The 18,222-nt window shown below is 53.6% G+C and carries 14 protein-coding genes; 11 read left to right on the top strand and 3 right to left on the bottom strand.

What is annotated here, in order from left to right:
* Positions 1-81 precede the first annotated feature (81 nt).
* From J2X61_RS14325 to J2X61_RS14315, 3 genes are all read right to left on the bottom strand, one after another.
* Positions 82-990 carry an ArsR/SmtB family transcription factor gene (locus J2X61_RS14325; RefSeq protein WP_310188507.1) on the bottom strand — a complete coding sequence of 303 codons (909 nt, stop codon included), beginning with the start codon at positions 988-990 and terminating at the stop codon, positions 82-84.
* Between the two features lie 148 nt (positions 991-1,138).
* On the bottom strand, positions 1,139-2,215 hold the full coding sequence (locus J2X61_RS14320) for a LacI family DNA-binding transcriptional regulator (RefSeq protein WP_310188504.1): 1,077 nt from the start codon (positions 2,213-2,215) through the stop codon (positions 1,139-1,141).
* 111 nt (positions 2,216-2,326) lie between these two features.
* Positions 2,327-2,914 (bottom strand): P-loop nucleotide/nucleoside kinase family protein, encoded by a 588-nt coding sequence (locus J2X61_RS14315; protein ID WP_274467267.1) that lies wholly within the window; start codon positions 2,912-2,914, stop codon positions 2,327-2,329.
* 200 nt (positions 2,915-3,114) lie between these two features.
* On the opposite strand from J2X61_RS14315, the gene J2X61_RS14310 reads away from it, so the two are divergent.
* From J2X61_RS14310 to J2X61_RS14260, 11 genes are all read left to right on the top strand, one after another.
* A complete protein-coding gene (locus tag J2X61_RS14310; protein ID WP_274467266.1) occupies positions 3,115-4,257 on the top strand; it encodes a serine hydrolase domain-containing protein in 1,143 nt (380 codons plus the stop codon).
* Positions 4,258-4,369: 112 nt separating this feature from the next.
* Entirely contained in the window at positions 4,370-4,636 is a 267-nt protein-coding gene (locus tag J2X61_RS14305) for an alpha/beta hydrolase-fold protein (RefSeq protein WP_310188500.1), read from the top strand.
* Entirely contained in the window at positions 4,633-4,839 is a 207-nt protein-coding gene (locus J2X61_RS14300) for a hypothetical protein (protein WP_310188497.1), read from the top strand. Before J2X61_RS14305 ends, J2X61_RS14300 begins: the two co-directional genes overlap by 4 nt.
* A 20-nt stretch (positions 4,840-4,859) precedes the next feature.
* Complete coding sequence (locus J2X61_RS36580; RefSeq protein WP_483861667.1) at positions 4,860-5,210, top strand: DUF3024 domain-containing protein; 351 nt, start codon at positions 4,860-4,862, stop codon at positions 5,208-5,210.
* Positions 5,211-5,241: 31 nt separating this feature from the next.
* Complete coding sequence (locus tag J2X61_RS14290; protein WP_274467262.1) at positions 5,242-6,687, top strand: DEAD/DEAH box helicase; 1,446 nt, start codon at positions 5,242-5,244, stop codon at positions 6,685-6,687.
* A gap of 242 nt (positions 6,688-6,929) precedes the next feature.
* Positions 6,930-7,808 carry a carbohydrate ABC transporter permease gene (locus J2X61_RS14285; RefSeq protein WP_274467261.1) on the top strand — a complete coding sequence of 293 codons (879 nt, stop codon included), beginning with the start codon at positions 6,930-6,932 and terminating at the stop codon, positions 7,806-7,808.
* Between the two features lie 18 nt (positions 7,809-7,826).
* Positions 7,827-8,654 (top strand): carbohydrate ABC transporter permease, encoded by an 828-nt coding sequence (locus tag J2X61_RS14280; protein WP_274467259.1) that lies wholly within the window; start codon positions 7,827-7,829, stop codon positions 8,652-8,654.
* Positions 8,655-8,778: 124 nt separating this feature from the next.
* Positions 8,779-10,122: an ABC transporter substrate-binding protein gene (locus J2X61_RS14275; protein ID WP_274467258.1), complete on the top strand. Its 1,344-nt coding sequence runs from the start codon at positions 8,779-8,781 to the stop codon at positions 10,120-10,122.
* Positions 10,123-10,204: 82 nt separating this feature from the next.
* A complete protein-coding gene (locus J2X61_RS14270) occupies positions 10,205-11,992 on the top strand; it encodes a cache domain-containing sensor histidine kinase (protein WP_274467257.1) in 1,788 nt (595 codons plus the stop codon).
* A gap of 2 nt (positions 11,993-11,994) precedes the next feature.
* Complete coding sequence (locus tag J2X61_RS14265) at positions 11,995-13,629, top strand: helix-turn-helix domain-containing protein (protein WP_274467256.1); 1,635 nt, start codon at positions 11,995-11,997, stop codon at positions 13,627-13,629.
* A 771-nt stretch (positions 13,630-14,400) separates the two neighbouring features.
* On the top strand, positions 14,401-17,970 hold the full coding sequence (locus J2X61_RS14260; RefSeq protein WP_310188485.1) for an OmpL47-type beta-barrel domain-containing protein: 3,570 nt from the start codon (positions 14,401-14,403) through the stop codon (positions 17,968-17,970).
* The last annotated feature ends 252 nt before the right edge of the window (positions 17,971-18,222 follow it).

The following is an 18,222-nucleotide window of genomic DNA, read 5'->3' as shown; positions in this document are numbered from 1 at the left end:
TCAACAAGTCATTGTGGGGCGGGAAAAAGAGTTTGCCGGGAATCGGCGGCTGTTGTACTTGACGATTATAGGTCGTAAAGCTTATTTGTCCTCATGCATCGAGACGACGATATCCTGTGCGTAGTTGCCGAAGCTTTTGCCGAATAAGGTGATGCCTCCGCAGTTGGCGGAGCTCTCCAGCGACGCGATGCGGAAGGTGATATCCTTGCCGAAGGCGACGGACAGGTCTTGGATCGTCGTGTCCGATATTTGGGTGCCGTCCAGATAGGAGCCTGTGGGGCTGACGGTGATCACTTTGAACAGACCGTGCTGCGTATTGCTGCTGCTCCACCAATCGGGCGTCAGAATTCCCCGCTGCGCCCCGAAATCGCCCGGACTCGTCCAGTAACCGAGGGGAACGTCATTGATATAGAACGAGATGTCCGACGGCCAGTTCTCGTTGTACCCCGGTGCTTCGGAGCAGATTTCGAAGGAGATCTCCAGCGTGCGCAGCTTCTGATTGCTGTGCAGGAAGTTGGGAATGCGGTACTCCACGTAGCCGCTGGCGAACCACAGAATGCCGGCGTGCACATGACCGGGATCGGCGAAATACCGCGGATCGTCCAAGACGCCGATCAGTTGGGTCGAAGAGGCGAGTCCGCAGGTGGGCTTGACCTCGAAGGAGGCGTACTGGCCGACCGGGATGGCGATCGTGTTGGTCGGGAGCTCGCTAGGCTTCTTGGGCCTGAATTGCAGGACCGCTTGCTCCAGGTTAAGGTGGCAGATCTTCTGGGTTCCTCGAATGCCCGTCGTATTCTCGGAGACGAGGATGCCGGCTTGCTCGAGCTTCTGAACGTGCTTGGTTACGATGGCCGAGGAAATATCGAGCTTCTGCGAGAGCTGCTTGATATTGAGAGACTCGTGCTGCAGGAGCTCGATCATTTTTACGCGTGTTTCCGAGGAGAAACATTCGAGAAAAGCCATATTTTTGGTAGAGACTTCGATATGCATAGAGATAACCTCAATCTTAATGTTTTAGTTTATTGTATAACTTGCAGGTTAATTTAACAATGGCCGAGGCTTTAGAATCACTGCCCCAAAAAAAGAACGTCCCCCGCGCATAGCCCGAGGGACGTTCTTCGTAGTCTCCGCCTGACGATCAGATCCGCCGGCAAGAATCCCGCTCGATCAGCTCGCCGAAGACGGCTAGTTTCGCCGGACTGCCGCCATGCTCGAGCTTCCGGATCAGGACGTCCACGGCCTCGCGGCCCAGCTGCTCGCGCTGCACCCGGATGGTCGTGAGCCGGGGCATGATAAGCTGCGCGGATTCGATATCGTCGAAGCCGGCGACGGACACATCCTCCGGCACGCGGATGCCCTTGGCCGATAGCAGCTGAATGAGCGCGATCGCCAGCCGGTCATTCGCGCAAAACCACGCGGTAGGCAGGTCGTCGGGCTTCAGCGCATTCACATATGAAGCCAGTTCCTCTCGCGCTGCGTCCGTCATTTCGTACGCTCTGGAGGCAGAACCGGGATGGCAGTGCGCTTCATCGGCGGCCAGTCCGGCATCGGCGAGAGCGTTGTTGAACCCGTACCAGCGGTCCCTGATGCTCTTCGTCATCGGGGATGCGCCAATGAAGCCGAGCCGCCGGTGGCCGAGCCGGATCAGGTGCGACGTCATCTTGTAGGCTTCTTCCGCGTTGGCGGTTACGACGGCGTCCAGCTGCAGGCCGTCATAGCTATGATCAACCGTGACAAGCGGCAATCCTGCGGCACTGAGTTTGCGAATATAGTCCGGGTGGAAGGCGCCGACGATCAGCATGCCGCCGAACGCGATCTCGTAATAGAGATCAGGCAGGGCAAGGCGTTGTTCCATCTCCTTGGTTACGCCGCTAATAATGGTGGTATAGCCGAGGTCTTTGGCTCTCTGCTCGATCGACCAGAACACTTGATAGTAGCAGCTCTTGTCGTTCTGGATGGATTCGGGCACCAAAACGAGCAGATGGCTCATTTTCTTCTTGGGCTTGGCCTCAGCCGGATAATGCAGCGCTTGGGCGGCTTCGAATACCCGCATCCGCAGCTCCTCGCTGACGCCTGGCTTATGATTCAAGGCCAACGAGACGGCATTCTTGGATATGCCGAGCCGATCGGCAATGTCTTGCATGGAAGTTTTGGCGTTCATATGAATAATAGCCCCTTGAGCAGAAAGATTTGTTACTTGAATTTTATCCGTCATGAGGAATTTTGTAAAGTTGAGTTCTAGGATGATTGCTTTACATTTATTGTATTGTCAATTTAAATGTCAATCTTCCTGGGAACCGATTCTTTTGTCCGTCCCATTCGTCCATCATTTCCCAATAAACGTTTCGAGCTTTGCAAGCTTGTCCGGCGAATACGGTCCCGAGTTGTCAAAATAGAGCAGCGATGCCGCATCTAGCGGCCACTTGATTTCATTTCTCTGCAGCGCAGGCCGGAACTGCTCCCAATTGTCCAGCTTCCAGACGTCCAATGCCGAGCCTCTCGCGCGAATTCGCGCTTGGTAAGCTTCGTCGGATGGAAGGTAAACGTATATGGCCTTCACTTCAACCGCTCCAGCCGCTGCAGCCCCGATGCGCGCAAGCTCCCGGTCGAGCCAAGCGGGATCGCCGATTTCGCGGGTGAAAGGTCCGATCACGATGGCGTCCAAGCCCAGGGCGGCATTCTCAAGCGCAGCGTCCATCGTGATGCGATAGCCCAAATCGCGGCAGTGCTGCTTATAAAACGGGGAATCCCGGTCCTCGGGATCTTTCCCGGCCAAGGTCATAATGGCCGCCGCCGCCGGACGCAGCAGCGTGTCCATATCGAGAAAGGCGCCGCCATGCTTGCGCGCCCATGCCTCCGCCAGTGTCGTTTTGCCTGCTCCCGCAGGTCCTAAGAAAAAGATCAGTTTGCTCATGTCATCCTCCGAAAGGGTTCCCGTGACGGGAAGTCGTTACGCATATTGTAACATAAGAGCGGTTACGGCCATGATTTCAGCTTATGTTCAGCTTAAGTTAAGGTTTTATTAAGCTTTTCGTCATATTTGCTTCATACTTTTCATGTAAGCTAGGAAGAAAAGAAAAAGAGGGTTAAATCCAAACGGAAGGATAGATAGAGATGTCCGGAACCCCGCAACCTACATGGAAGTCGGAAAGTAAAACCATACTGTCATCAAACGCACAAAAGTCGACCGCGGCATATTGGCCGACCGCAGGTTGGAGAACGAGCACGCCGGAAGCGCAAGGCATGTTCTCAGGAACGCTGGCCAAAACGTTGGAGATGTTCGGCAGCCAAGGCGTACATAGTGTTGCTGTGATCCGCAACGGGTATTTGGTTGCCGAGGCTTACAATGCGAGCACGCAGGAGGATGTGCCGCAGGATCTCAAATCCGTAACCAAGAGCGTGACCTCCGCGCTGGTCGGCATTGCTTTACATGAACGGAAGCTTATTAGCGCGGACCAGAAAGTGGCGGAGTTCTTCCCGGAGCTGGCCAATGACCGGTTGAAGTCCAGAATGACGATCAAGCATCTGCTCAGCATGACGTCAGGCATAGCTTGGGATAATACGAACGAAAGCTCCTCTACCGAGATGATGTATTCTCCGGATTGGGTGCAGTACATTACAGGACGCCCGGGCTATGTCGAGCCAGGCTCGCTATTCAATTACAGCAACGGCGATGCGCACTTGGTGTCAGCTGTACTGTACAAGGCAACGGGCCAATCTATGCTGGAATACGCGAAGTCCCGCTTGTTCGGTCCGCTGGGCATCGATCAGGTGAGTTGGAACGAGGATCCGCAGGGCCGAACCATTGGCGCGTGGGCGTTGGCTTTAACGCTGCGGGATATGGCCAAGATCGGCTATTTGTATTTGAAAGAAGGCGAATGGGACGGTCAAACGATCATTCCCAAAGCGTGGATTCGGGATTCGCTGCAGAAGCGTGTCACCCTTAATTACAGCAACGGCACACAGGGCGGTTATGGATTGTATTGGTGGTCCAAAACGCTCGAGAAGGGGCTCGTACGAGGAGGCAAGAAGCCGTACAATCTGTACTATGCCTCCGGCTCAGGCGGCAGACGGATCTTTGTGATCCCCGAGCTGCAGCTCGTCGTGGCGGCCACCGCCAATTCGCCGGACGTGGATATGCCGGAATATTTGCTGCTTCATGTGCTGCAGGCGATCAGATCGGATAAGCCGCTGCCTGAGAACCAAGAAGCCTGTGCCAAGTTGGAGCAGGCTGTGCAGTCTTTTAGACATGAATGAAAAAGGGTAGAGAGAAAACGGAGGGGCTGCCGCGGCAGCTTCTTTTTTATTTGACTAAGCAGAGGCTCGTGTTCTACCAAGATAAAAGTAAGCGGAGCGTGGAGGCGATGCGGTGCAGCCGCGCGTCGAGCGCGATTACGCCATCGACCGCAAGCGGCAGGCGATACTCGGCCACTCGCTGGGAGGGCTATTCGTTCTGCAGACGTTGTTCACAAGACCTCAGACGTTCCAGACATATGTGGCCGGGAGCCCTTCGATCCATAGGAATCCCAGGCTGATCCGCGAGCAGGAAGATTGGTTCCGAATCTATGCGGAGCAAGTCGATGAGAAGCTGAAATCACGGCAGGCGAACTGGAGGGCGCGCACCCTAGCCGTATGACCGAGAATACCAGGGCCCTATACGAGCGCCTGGTGCTGCTGCCGAAGGATGCGCTGCAAGTGGCGTATAAAGAGTTTGAGGGGGAAGGCCATGTATCCGTTCTTCCCGGACTTATCAAGCCGGGCATTGCGGCACATGTGACAGATATGAAGCCATCCGAAGCGCGTTTGCTGCTTCCGGTGGCTTTTTTGGCAAGATTATGAGATAGTTGGGAAAAATAAAGATGATTCCGGGGGAGATCATGATGGATGAATTTACGAAAAGACGTCTCGATAGCATACTAAAAAGATATGTTGACCAGAAAATACCCAAAGCTTATAGAGATCAGATAAGGTTGGCGTACAAGTTTAGAGGTAACAGTGTGACGCTCGTCGAGGAGAGACCTCCTTATATAGGTACGGAGTGGACCAAAAGAGATTTCGCGCAGTTCAGAATGGAAACCGATAAATGGTCGCTTTATTGGAAAGACAGCAAGAATAAGTGGCATTATGTTGATCATATCGCGCCGGATTCTGATTTTGAGAAGCAGCTGCAGCTCGTCGATCAGGACAACACGGGTGTTTTTTGGGGCTAAGGCCAGGTTATAGAAGAAAGGGCGTTCATTCATGGCGGTAAGACGTTTTACAGACTACGGTTTGAGCGAGGAGATCATCCGCGCGCTGCACAGTTTGGGCTATGAGGAGCCGACTGACGTGCAGCATGAGGTCATTCCCGTTGTGCTGCGGGAGAAGGATGTAACGGTCAAGTCGCGTACAGGAAGCGGGAAGACGGCAGCGTTCGGCATCCCGGTCTGCGAGCTGGCGGTGTGGGAGGAGAACCGCCCGCAGGCGCTGATCCTGACGCCGACCCGGGAGCTTGCGGACCAAGTGAAACAAGATATAACCAACATCGGCAGGTTCAAGCGCGTGAAGGCGGTGGCGCTGTACGGCAAGCAGCCTTTCGCCCGGCAGAAGCTGGAGCTGAACCAGAAGTGTCACGTCGTCGTGGGGACGCCGGGACGCGTGCTGGATCATATCCAGAAGGGCACACTGGACCTGGAGAAGGTGAAGATGCTCGTTATCGATGAAGCGGATGAGATGCTGCGGATGGGGTTCATCGAGCAGGTGGGGGCGATCATCGGCGAGGTGCCGGAGGACCGTACGACGATGCTGTTCTCTGCGACACTTCCGCAGGATGTGGAGCAACTGTGCCACCGGTACATGATGGATCCTATCGATATTGAAATTCAGACGCCGGAAGCGGCCAAGGTCCAGATCGAACACGCCCTGGTTCCCGTAACGGAAGGGGAGAAATTTAACGTCCTTAAGGATCTGTTGGTGACGGAGAATCCGGAGAACGGCATCATTTTTTGCCGTACCCAAGAGCGGGTGGACGACCTGTTCCGGCAGCTGGATGGCCTCGGGTATCCCTGCGATGAGATCCATGGGGGCATGGTGCAGGACGACCGCTTCCTCGTGATGAACGCGTTCAAGCGGGGGGAGTTCCGGTTCCTCGTCGCTACGGATGTCGCGGCGCGGGGCATCGACGTGGAGGACATCACGCATGTCATCAATTATGACCTGCCGATGGAGAAAGAGAGCTATGTCCACCGGATCGGAAGAACGGGCCGCGCCGGCAAGACGGGCAAAGCCATCACCTTGCTCACACCCGGCGAGGAACGGTACTTGCCGGAGATCGAAGCTTATCTGGGCTTCGCCATTCCGCGCAGGAACGCTCCGACCGAGGAAGAAGTCGCTGCGGGCAGACCGGCCTTTGACCGGAAGCTGCAGGCGACTCCTGTCAGGAAGCGGGATCGCAGCGATGAACTGAACAAGGGCATCATGAAGCTCTATTTTAACGGCGGGAAAAAGAAAAAAATCAGAGCGGTAGACTTCGTCGGCACGCTAGCCAAAATTGAAGGCGTGACGGCAGCCGATATCGGAATCATCTCGATCGGGGATACGGCGTCGTATGTTGATATTTTGAACGGCAAAGGTCCGATGGTGCTCCAGGTTATGAAGCATACGACGATCAAAGGCAAACTATTGAAGGTGCATGAAGCGAATAAGTAAGGGGAAATATCCGTTAAGCCGGCCTAGGCTTAGCGGATTTTTTGCTGATTAGGTCAAAATAAGATTCGTGCCAGGTTAAAATTTTACTCAAATGAGTCAAAGAATTGACTTACTCGATTCCCGTGCAGAGGGTAGACTAGAGAAAACACGACATTTGGGGTGAATAAAAGATGGCCAACAATACACATACACACTCACACTCGAGCACCCTTTCTACACCAAAAGTAAAAAGGAAAATCTCCATGCAGCAGATTCGTGAGGATCTGACCGGATATGCCTTTGTCGCTCCAATGGTACTCGGGCTCTTCATTTTCACGTTATTTCCTATTATTGCATCCTTCTTTCTGAGCTTTACGGACTGGAACTTCGTTGCCGGCTTCTCCAAGGTGAAGTTTCTCGGATTAGATAACTTTATCAAGCTTTTCAAAGATACCGTCTTCCTCTTGTCACTGAAAAATAACATGATCTTAATGATCGTCGTTCCTTTGACGTTAATTTTCTCGTTGATTCTGGCTGTCCTCATCGACAAGAAAATCTATTTGAAAGATTTCTTTAAAGTCGTTTACTTCATTCCGTACATTTCGAGCGTCGTTGCCGTCGCGATTGTGTTCCAAGTGCTTTTCCACCCGACTTACGGCCCGATTAACCAAGTTTTGATGGACATGGGCTTCGCGAATCCGCCGAAATGGCTGGCAGATCCGGACTTCGCACTGTACTGCGTGATGGGTCTTATGATCTGGATCTCGATCGGGTATAACATGATTATTTTCATGGCCGGCCTGCAGTCGATTCCCAAAGATCTCTACGAGGCTGCGGACATTGACGGAGCATCGAAATTCAAGCAGTTCATGAGCATCACCGTACCGCTCTTATCGCCAACAACGTTCTTCCTGCTCGTGACCGGGATTATCGGCACATTCAAAGCGTTCGATGTCATCTCCGTCCTCACAGGCGGCGGTCCGGCGAATTCCACGAGCGTGGTTGTTTACCGCTTATACGAAACGGCCTTCATTAACCTGCAATCCGGTTACGCGTCTGCCATGGCTATTGTGCTTCTGGTGTTTGTCCTTCTGATTACATTGGTGCAATGGGTCGGACAGCGTAAATGGGTGAACTACTAAGAGGAGGAGGAAAACCCGATGGACAAGAATCAAAAGTTGAAAAAAATTCTCCTTACATTGGTCATGCTTGTAATTGGCATACTATTTATGTCGCCGTTCCTCTGGATGATCTCCGCTTCTATGAAGCCGGAAGCCGACGTGTTCGTTTATCCGATCCAGTGGATCCCGCAGCATTGGAATGTGATTGAAAATTATAAAGCGGTTTGGGAAACAAAATTCTCCCTGTATTATTGGAATTCCATTAAGGTTTCGGTACTGACGACGGCGTTATCCGTGCTGCTGTCTTCCATGGCGGCGTACGCTTTCTCCAAAATCAAGTTCCGCGGCCGTAACGGACTCTTCGTTCTTATCTTGGCGATCTATATGATTCCGAGCCAAGCGATTCTCGTTCCACAGTTCCTTCTGTTCCGTTGGATTGGCTTGTTCGACAGCCATTTCGGCTTGATTCTGCTAGGTTCCTTCAGCGTACTGGGCACATTCATGCTGCGCCAATTCTATCTCGGTATTCATGATGAATACATGGAGTCCGCACGGATCGACGGTGCCGGCCATCTCCGGATTTTCTGGTCGATCTGTACGCCGCTTGTTCGTCCGGCTATCGCGACATATGCGATCCTGCGTTTCATCTGGACATGGAACGACTACCAGAACCCGTTGATCTTCCTGAGAACCAAAGACTTATTCACTCTTCCGCTAGGTATTCGGTCTTTCGCCGATTTGAACGGTGAGTTCTACTCGCTGATCATGGCGGCATCTGTATCCGCGATCGTGCCTCTGCTGATTATTTTCATCATCGGTCAGAAGCAGGTTATCGAAGGAATCTCGATGGGCGGCGTGAAAGGCTAAGTCGAAAGATGTCAAAATATGAGTGCATGAGGTTAAAAAAGTGCCTCGTGTGCTCCCACCAAGTTTGATACGATCGGTCATGTAAAGGTTTTCAAACAAAATGCTTATTTGTGGAGGGGTTCCTATGAAAAAGAGTTTATTAGTACTTAGCGGCGTGTTGGCCATCAGTGCTGCGCTTGCAGGCTGCGGTAATAAAAGTGAAACGCCTGCGGCTAATAGCGGAAATGCTGCGGGCGGAGCGAAAGCTCCGGTAACGATTAAAGTACAAGCTTGGTACACGGAAGCTCAAGGCAACTGGAATGCGACGGTAGAGGCTTACAACAAGCTGCATCCGGAAGTCAAAGTCGTCTATGAAAGCATGTCCGAGAAAGGCGATTCCCAAGAAGGGATGAAGAAGCTTGATCTTCTGGCTGCTTCCGGCGAGCAAATGGACGTAGTGATGTACTCCAGCGCATCCGATTTCGCACAGCGTGTAGGCGCAGGCATCCTGGAGCCGCTTGATGAGTACCTGAAAAAAGACGGTATCGTGGTGAAGGACGAATATAAGCTGGATCCAGTCGTGAACGGCAAGTACTACGCTCTTCCAGGTAAAATGATCGAATGGTTCGTTCTTCTGAACAAAGACAAATTGGATGAAGCGAAGCTTCCGGTTCCAACGGAATGGACATGGGATCAATACGCGGAATATGCGAAAAAGATGACAAAAGGCGAAGGCGCCGCCAAGCAATACGGCTCTTATTTCCACAACTGGAAAGACTACGCCCTGCTAGCGCTTAACAACGATATGGAGAATCCGTACCTCGTGAAATCCGACGGTACCCAAAATATCGACAACCCGAAAGTCCGTTACTCCCTTGATCTGAGAAACAAAATGGAGAACGTGGACAAAACATCCGTACCTTACTTCGAAGTCGTATCGCAAAAAATGGCTTACCGTGACGTGTTCTACGCCGGTAAAACAGCGATGCTTGCAACAGGTAACTGGATGGTGGGCGAGCTTTCCCAGAATGCGAAGTTCAAAACTGTGTTCGCACCGTATCCGAAATCGGATGCGACGGCTGAGAACGGTCTGACTGAAGTAGGCGCTGACTTCATGGGTGTCGCCGCGAACTCCAAGAACAAGCAAGCTGCCTATGACTTCGTGAAATGGTACACAACGGAAGGGATCCAAACGCAAGGTCTGTTCTTCTCCGGTTGGAAAAAAGCCGATATCAACAAGAACGTTGATGCGATTCTGAAAAGCGGCAAACCGGAACAAGTGGCTATGATCGATAAAGACTCCTTGCTGGCTACTTTGAAAGTGAACAAGGCGACGAAACTGGTTGTTCCTCCGACTTATGCTCTGCAGCAAGAGAAAGAGTACTTGACGCAAGTTGAGCTGTTCCTGACAGGCAAACAAGATTTGGAGAAAACGATCCAAACTGCCAAAACGAAGATCGAAGATATCCGTAAGAGCAACGCCAAGTAAGCAATCGCGATTGCTGGTATAATGAAAAGAGGTGGCCCTGGGCCCCTCTTTTTCCCATTTTTCCGAAAGGCAGGCGAACGCGGTGCCGGGCTGGCTTCGAACCTTATCTTTACGCAATAAATTGGTGCTCACGATTCTCGTCTGTCTCGTGCTGCCATCGCTGGTCTCCATGAACGTATCCAACTTCTTCACTCGCGATGCGGTCAGGACGCAGGTAACGGAAACCTCGCGCGAATCGATGCGGATTGTCAGTCAAATCGTCAACAGCCAAATGAAGAATATGATTTATGTGATGAACTTCATTCAATTCGACGAGGAGCTGCAGCCGTCCATTCGGGAATTAGGCAAGGCCAATGAGGGAACAGATAAAGGTGATGTTCTGCAATATAAGCAAACGATCGCCAAGCGAATGACCACCGTCATTGATCCCTTCGGGAACATTAATGTGACCGTGCTGCTTCCGAATCAGGAGTATGTGGCCTCCTATACGACTTTTGCATTTGATCCGAAGGATTTTTTCAAGAAGAGTTGGTTTGGCGATGTGGAGAAAGTATCCGGTTATAATGTAAAATGGATCGGGGCTGAGCCGAACTACAGCCAGGAGACGAATCAGCCGTATTTGCTGTCGGCGGCCAAGCCGCTGCGCAAGAACGACGTCACCTACGGGTATGTGATCGTTGGGCTGGAACCCCGCGTGCTGCAAGATTTATTCAATCAATATCAAAATAATGAAATCATGGCGATCGTCGATCAGAAGGGGCGCATTCTGGTCGATAAGGATTCCTCCACGATCGGCACACCGTTTCCGTATTTCGACCAGCTGCCGAAGGAGGACGGATCCTCGTTCGTCAAGGTGGCAGGCGAAGATTATATTCTGCTGAGCAGCCATGTGACGCCGGAATGGCAGCTCGTCAACATGAGCCCTTACAAAACGGCGGCTCAGAAAATCGAATCGTTCCGCAAGACGGACTTCTTCGTTCAGCTGTTTTTCTTAGTTTTATTTGCCGTCGTGCTGCTGTATATGGTGCGTACGCTTACGAAGCCGATTGCGCGGCTTGTCCAGACGGTCGTACGGATCGAATCCGGGCAGCTGGGCGAACGGTCGAACATCAGCGGTGTCGATGAGGTGGGACGGCTCGGCTATGTGTTCGACCGGATGATCGACCGCATCGAGCTGATGTTGGAGGAGAACCGGCGCGAACAGGAGCTCAAGCGTATGGCGGAGCTGGCGATGCTGCAGGCGCAAATCAATCCGCACTTTTTATTTAACGTGCTGAATTCCATCCGCTTGAAGATCATGATGAAAGGCGATTCGGAGAATGCGGAGCTGATCTCCTCCTTGTCGTCGCTCCTGCGGATGACGATCAATCGCAATAATGAATATATCCCGCTGCATGAAGAGATTGAGATTATCGAGCATTACGTCCGGCTGCTGAATTCCAGGCACGGGGACCGGGTGGAGCTGCGCATCTCGGCGGCTTCCGATACGCTGCTGATTGAAATACCGCGATTCCTGCTCCAGCCGCTGATCGAGAATGCGTACATTCACGGGCTGAAGAGCAAGCCGGGCACGATCACGATCGCCTCGCGAATCATCGAGGACGGACGGCTGCAGCTGGAGGTAAGGGATTCCGGTGTCGGTATGGCTCCTGAGCGTCTGGCGGAGCTGCGCCAACACCTCGTGTCGGTGCCGGCACACCACCCGCATGTGCCGCGCAGCCCGTCCTTATCGGGGATCGGCTTGCATAACGTATTTGAACGGCTGCGTATCATTTACGGCCATCGCTTCGATTATGAGATTGAGAGCGGGCCGGATCAAGGAACACGGATTCTGCTGCGCTTCCCGCAGCAGATTGGGAAGGAGGGGTAACGATGTATTCCGTTATGATTGTGGATGATGATTTGCCTGTGCTTGAATTCCTGAGCACGGCGATTCCATGGGATAAATTAGGGTTTCGTCTGGCGGGAACCTACGAGAACCCGCTGGAAGCGCTGGAGGCGGGCCGGCGGGCCAAAGCGGACGTGCTGATCAGCGATATCGGCATGCCGGAGATGAACGGGCTGGATCTGATTCGCTCCCTCCGTGAGGAGGACCCTCATGTGAAGGCCGTCATTCTGTCCTGCCATGACGATTTTCATTACGCGCAGAGAGCGATGAAGCTATCGGTGAGCGAGTATATTTTGAAGGAAACGATGAATGTCGGGAATATTTCCGAGGTGCTCTCGCGGCTGAAGGAGCAGCTGGATGCCGAGGATAACGTGCTCTCCAAGAGCCGCAAGCTCGAGAAAGAAGCGGCGCTCCACCGGAGCTCGTCGAAGCGTCAATTTATCCGAAGCACGGTGAATGAGCCTTTGTTCGATTCGGAGGAGTGGATTCAGCAGGCGGCAGGGTTCGGCATTCGGCTCGGGCAGCACGGCTTGCTTCCTGTATTCGGTTACGCCAACCGGGTGAAGGAGGCGAATCAGCGCTTCCAATCCAAAGATTTGTTCGACTACACGGTGCAGAATATCATTGAAGAGCTGCTGGTGGACCAGAAGGAGACGACGCTGTTCACGTACGATACGGGTGAAATTGTTTTGTTATTTCCGCACTATGGCAGCATTCACGTTAACAATACCCAGAAGATGGAGCAGACGCTGCGCCATTTGCAAAGCTGCTTGCAGCAATTCGCCAAGATTTCCTTCTCTTTCCTTACCGGCAGCCCGGCCAAAGATGTGCGTTCACTCAAGGATCAGTTGAAGCGAATGGCTGAGGCCCGGAGTTCCCGCTTTTATTTGCCGGAAAGCTCGGTGGTGAAGCTGGAGCATATCCGGGAAGGATTCGGCGACGGGGGGCTGCTGTTGGCGGAATACGCCCAGACGCTGGATGAGTTCCGCAGCGTCGTCTTCGACGAACGGTCGGACTTGATCGACAGCACAGTGTCCAAATGGATCGATTTCATCCAGTATCACCGGTTTCGGCCTATGGAGGTCAAGGAATGGCTGTTGAAGATGATTCTCGATGTGCGGATGCGCCTCAAGTCCCTGCAGCATTACCAGTCGACCTTCTCCTCCGAGCTGCTGCACCATGACGTGCATGAGCTGTCGTCCGTGCGGGAGCTGGAGCTGTGGCTGAAGGATTACTTGCGGCAGGCGATCCAGTGGGCGGGACAGGTGTACCGCGAGTCGCATAACCGCGAGATTCTGGAGTGCCAACGGTTCGTGTACAACCATCTCCATACGAAAATATCGCTCGAAGATGCCGCCGCGCATCTGCACCTGCATCCGAGCTATCTGAGCCGGCTCTTCAAGAAGGAAACCGGCGAGAATTTCGTGGAGTACGTGACGCGGATGAAGATGGAGAAGGCGAAGGAGCTGCTGGAGATTACGGACAAAACCGTGGAACAGATCGCCGACATGCTTGGCTATGAGAATAAAAACTATTTCGGCAAGCTGTTCAAGGCGCATACGGGCATCGTGCCCAATGCGTTCCGGGGGCATAACAAGGGGACTCAGCCGTCGTCGTAGTTTATGATGTCAGGCTGCAGTAATGGTGACAACAGCGGGAACAGCGGGAACAGCGGAAACAAGCGCAACCCATTCCGTTCGTGATCACAAAACTTACGTTCCAGATTGGGTGTGGGGAACCCACTAAGGGGAAATATAAGCCGTTATTCTCCCCAAAACAGCCGATTTGGCGAGGAAGAGGAAATACGATTCGCTATTTGAGCGGTTTCGGCTGTATTCGGCGGCTGATCGGGCTAATAAGGGCCTGTATTTCCGCTCGATGGCTGATAAGAGCTGATTTCGCTTAAATAGCGACCTGTATTTCCGCTTAAGTGAGCGTATGACATATGTGCAAAGCAAAGGAGCCTCTTTGCGTAGAAGCATCTACGCTGGGAAGCTCTTTTTTGCTAGGATGGTAACTCTATCAGTAGTTCGTTCACGTAAAGTCGCGTCGCTCTTCGTTGATGCTGAGCTGGAGGCGTTGATGACTTTGAGTCGGAGCACGAAGTTTGGTCTCAGCTTTATCTTAGATATTCGTGTAAGCGATTATATCTAAATTAAGGTGATATTCGTGAGCTTATACTTGTGCTAAGAGTGAAGTTTTGCGAACGGAAGTCAACTTACTGACGGTTTGCCAACTCGAGCACATCGACAAAAAAACGATTACCTTTGTAGGCTTGCACAAATTCCCTTATCTTTACAAAAAAAATGCACTGTACCGATTTGAACCATGGTAAAATAAGGGGCGGCATACAGCTTGTCTTGTCTTAGAAAAGCTAAGGAGGAATTGTTATGCGTAGGAAAGCAGGGTGGAAAGCAAAAGCGTTAAAAGTCGCATTAGCCTTGACGGTAGCGCTGCCTTTGCAAGTGCTGGCGACGAGCAGTTGGCAGGCGGTCATGGCGGAAGGGCCGGCGGATCCGGCACCTTTCATCGAAGCGAAGGTGGTCAATGAAAACGCAGGGAAGAAAGTGCTCTTCGACAACACCCACGAACAAACGGCCGGAGCGGCGGATTGGGTTATCGACGGAGCGTTCTCCGATTTTGCTAATGCATTAGCGAACGACGGTTATTATGTCAAGGAGCTGCGCAAAACAACACCGATCACACTCAGCGATTTGAGCGGTTACGACGTTTTCGTCGTTGCGGAGTCCAATGTTCCTTACAAGACTAGCGAACAAGATGCCCTGGCGCAGTATGTACAGGGCGGCGGCAGTATTTTCTTCATCGGCGATCATTACAATGCCGATCGAAATAAGAACCGCTGGGACGGTTCCGAGGTGTTTAACGGCTACCGCCGTGGCGCGTGGACGAACCCGGCCAGCGGCATGAGCGCGGAAGAAGCCTCATCGTCGGCGATGCAGGACGTCGCCAGCTCCGATTGGCTGGCCACGCAGTTCGGCCTGAGGTTCCGCTATAACGCGCTCGGCGATATCAACGCGAACCAGATCGTTGCGCCGGAGCAATCGTTCGGCATTACGGCGGGGGTATCCAGTGTAGCCATGCATGCGGGCTCCACACTGGCTATCATCGATCCTGCCAAGGCCAAAGGGATCGTATATTTGCCGCAAACGAACGAAGCATGGGCGAATGCGGTCGATCAAGGGGTATATAACGGCGGCGGCGTGGCCGAAGGCCCGTTTGTCGCCATAGCGAAAGCAGGCGCAGGGAAGGCCGGCTTCATCGGCGACTCTTCGCCGGTTGAGGATGCGACGCCGAAATATTTGCGCGAGGATACGGGCGCGAAGAAGACGACGTATGACGGCTTCAAAGAAGTGGACGACGGCGTCCTGCTCGTCAATATGGTGAATTGGCTGGCGAAGAAAGAAACCTATACGAGCTTCTCCGAAGTGAGCGGCATGCAGTTGGATCAGCCGACAGCGCTGCTTCCGTTCGAAGCGCCGGCTGCCTCCACGGAGCCGCAGCCCGAGCCTTGGGCTGCGCCGAATGCCGGTTACAAATGGTATGACCGCAGCACGTTCAAACCGGGCTCTTATGGCGGACCTGCGGCGACGGCTAGCGCAGCGTACAGCTTCGTACACCAGGCGACGCTGCCGAATGCGGTGGAATTCCCACTGCGGGTGGCCGTGGATAATTTGCCTCCGTCTACGACCGTCTCGGGTTTGAATGTAGGGATTTATTTGGCCGGGGGAACCCAGGTTGGACAGGTCCAGAATGCGGACGGCACATGGCCGACGGCTTACGGCTACAGTACTTCATTCTCCGTGACCTCGGATATCAACGGGCATGCGTCCAAGGACTTGACGGTTCGCGTGAAGGCGGGAACGGCAGGATCGGCGAATTTGCGCCTGCGTCAAGGTTCTACGAATTTGAAAACGGAGACGGTTACTCTAGGCGACGTTCCGGCCGAGCCGCTGCCGGGAGAGGAGAACCCGATTCCGGAGCAGATATCCATCTCGGAAGCCCGCGGTCAATCAACCGGCACTTTGGTGACGGTGGAGGGCGTTGTGACGACGGAGCCGGGTGCGTTCGGCGGTCAAGCTTTTTACCTGCAGGATGAATCCGCCGGTATTTATGTGTTCCAGAGCCAAAGCGGCTTCCATCAAGGAGATAAGGTGAAAATAACGGCTTCCACGGCGGTATTTAATACGGAGCTGGAGCTGGCCGACCCGGTGGCGATTGCCAAGACCGGCGTATCGGCGCTTCCGGTGCCTGTGCCGGTGACGGCGGTTACCAACGATAATCAGGGGCAGCTGGTCGAGCTTAGCGATGTAACGGTGACGAACATCATCAGTGCGACGCCGGCGGGATCTTTTGAATTCGATGCGGTCAAAGGGGATGTGAGCAACCATATCCGCGTAGATGGGCGGACAGGTCTGACCTTGACTTCATTCCCGTATCAAGCGGGCCAAACGGTGAATATCCGCGGTGTCGCTGCGATTTTCAAAGGCGTATTTCAATTGAAGCCAAGAGGGCTGAGCGACTTTACGGCTGCTGCGGACACCACAGCGCCTGTGACAACGGCTGTGCTGTCGGGCGAGCCGAACGGTGCAGGCTGGTATAAAGATGATGTTACGGTTACTTTGACGGCGGCGGACGATCGTGCAGGTGCCGTTACGACGCAATACAGCGTGAATGGCGGGACTGCTGCAGCCTATGAGGCGCCGGTGGTCATTCAGGCAGAGGGAGCGAATGAGCTCGGCTACTTCTCCACGGATGCGGCGGGGAATGCGGAAACTCCGAAAACGCTGGTCGTGAAGCTGGACAAAACGGCTCCGGCAGCCGTGCTGACACAATCCGGTCATGCAGTAGGGGATGTAACGGAAGCGGATGCGTTGACTTTCGTATTGGCGAGCACAGATGCTCTGTCCGGTGTGGCAGAGGAGGCATTGACGCTTGACGGAGCAGCTATTCGCAGCGGTCAGACGCTTGCGGCCGGCAGCTTGGCTGTAGGCACCCACACGGTAGAGTACCGTGTAACTGATGCGGCAGGGAACATGGTGACAGCGGCTGTGCCGTTTCAAGTGAAGACGCAAGTCAAGCTAAACCAAGCGACGCTGGCTGTTGACGCGAATTCGCTGAAACCGGGCGATACGACGTCCGCGCATGTGGCCGGCACGTTAAGCAATGGAGCGCCTGCGGATTTGAGCGGGGCTGCCGTCGTGTACAGCACTAGCAACGGGGCTGTAGCGACGGTCGATGCCCAGGGCAAAGTGAGCGCGGTGGCGGAAGGTTCGGCGGCACTTACGGCTGCTGTTACTTTGAATGGAGTGACCGTGCAAACGAACGCCGTGACAATCACGGTGGTGAAGCCGTTGTCCGCCGGAGTACCCGGCAAGCCGGTGCTGTCCGATAACAGCGGACATGCGACTGGATTGAAAGACGGCAACTACACGGTGACGATGAATATGTGGTGGGGCAATAACGGTACCGTGTTCAAGCTGTACGAGAATGGCGTGCTCATTCATACGCAAACGTTGACTGACGCATCGCCGGCCGCACAAACGGCCAAAGTGGAAGTGAAAGGCAAAGCGAACGGCACTTATACGTATACGAGTGAGCTTACGAATTCTTTCGGCACGACAACCAGCTCTCCGCTGGTCGTGAAGGTAACGGATGCCGCACCGGGCAAGCCGGTATTGTCCCAGGACAACTGGGACGGCGACGGCAGCTACAAGGTGAGCATGAACATGTGGTGGGGGACGAACGCCACCGAGTACCGCCTGTATGAGAACGGCGTGCTGATCGACACGCAGGCGCTAACGGCGGCTACGCCTGGCGCGCAAAACGCGGTTACGGCGATAACGGGCCGTGGCGTTGGCGTGTACGAGTACCGCAGCGAGCTGGTCAATGCGGGGGGCGTTACCTCTAGCGAGAAGGTGACGGTTCGCGTGACGAAGTAGTCGGTCCTTTAGGCAGCGAGGCTGCTGGATGAAGCGGGCCGAGGGAGCCTCTAACAACCGTTGGTTGTTAGGGGCTCTTTTGTCTATTTTTCGAATAGAAAAAACCCGGATGGCGGCTAAAGGCCAAAATGTGTGATATTTTCGAATAGAATTATCGACTTTGCCCTTTTTTGAGGGAAATCTATATGAATTTTCATATAGATTCAGGAGGAGGGGGGGGGGCCATACGCAGCCTGAAGGGATGTGCTTCGT

The sequence above is a fragment of the Bacillus sp. 3255 genome, assembly GCF_031456485.1.
Classification (GTDB): domain Bacteria; phylum Bacillota; class Bacilli; order Paenibacillales; family NBRC-103111; genus Paenibacillus_E.
Note: the sequence above shows the minus strand (reverse complement) of the source record. Positions and strands in the feature narration are given on the sequence as shown.

Excerpts from the sequence above, each read along its gene's own strand:
- J2X61_RS14285 (WP_274467261.1), top strand. The coding sequence starts at position 6,930 with ATGCAGCAGATTCGTGAGGATCTGACCGGATATGCCTTTGTCGCTCCA.
- J2X61_RS14265 (WP_274467256.1), top strand. The coding sequence starts at position 11,995 with ATGTATTCCGTTATGATTGTGGATGATGATTTGCCTGTGCTTGAATTC.
- J2X61_RS14320 (WP_310188504.1), bottom strand. The coding sequence starts at position 2,215 with ATGACGGATAAAATTCAAGTAACAAATCTTTCTGCTCAAGGGGCTATT.
- J2X61_RS14280 (WP_274467259.1), top strand. The coding sequence starts at position 7,827 with ATGGACAAGAATCAAAAGTTGAAAAAAATTCTCCTTACATTGGTCATG.
- J2X61_RS14315 (WP_274467267.1), bottom strand. The coding sequence starts at position 2,914 with ATGAGCAAACTGATCTTTTTCTTAGGACCTGCGGGAGCAGGCAAAACG.
- J2X61_RS14325 (WP_310188507.1), bottom strand. The coding sequence starts at position 990 with ATGCATATCGAAGTCTCTACCAAAAATATGGCTTTTCTCGAATGTTTC.
- J2X61_RS14290 (WP_274467262.1), top strand. The coding sequence starts at position 5,242 with ATGGCGGTAAGACGTTTTACAGACTACGGTTTGAGCGAGGAGATCATC.
- J2X61_RS14310 (WP_274467266.1), top strand. The coding sequence starts at position 3,115 with ATGTCCGGAACCCCGCAACCTACATGGAAGTCGGAAAGTAAAACCATA.
- J2X61_RS14275 (WP_274467258.1), top strand. The coding sequence starts at position 8,779 with ATGAAAAAGAGTTTATTAGTACTTAGCGGCGTGTTGGCCATCAGTGCT.
- J2X61_RS14260 (WP_310188485.1), top strand. The coding sequence starts at position 14,401 with ATGCGTAGGAAAGCAGGGTGGAAAGCAAAAGCGTTAAAAGTCGCATTA.
- J2X61_RS14300 (WP_310188497.1), top strand. The coding sequence starts at position 4,633 with ATGACCGAGAATACCAGGGCCCTATACGAGCGCCTGGTGCTGCTGCCG.
- J2X61_RS36580 (WP_483861667.1), top strand. The coding sequence starts at position 4,860 with ATGATTCCGGGGGAGATCATGATGGATGAATTTACGAAAAGACGTCTC.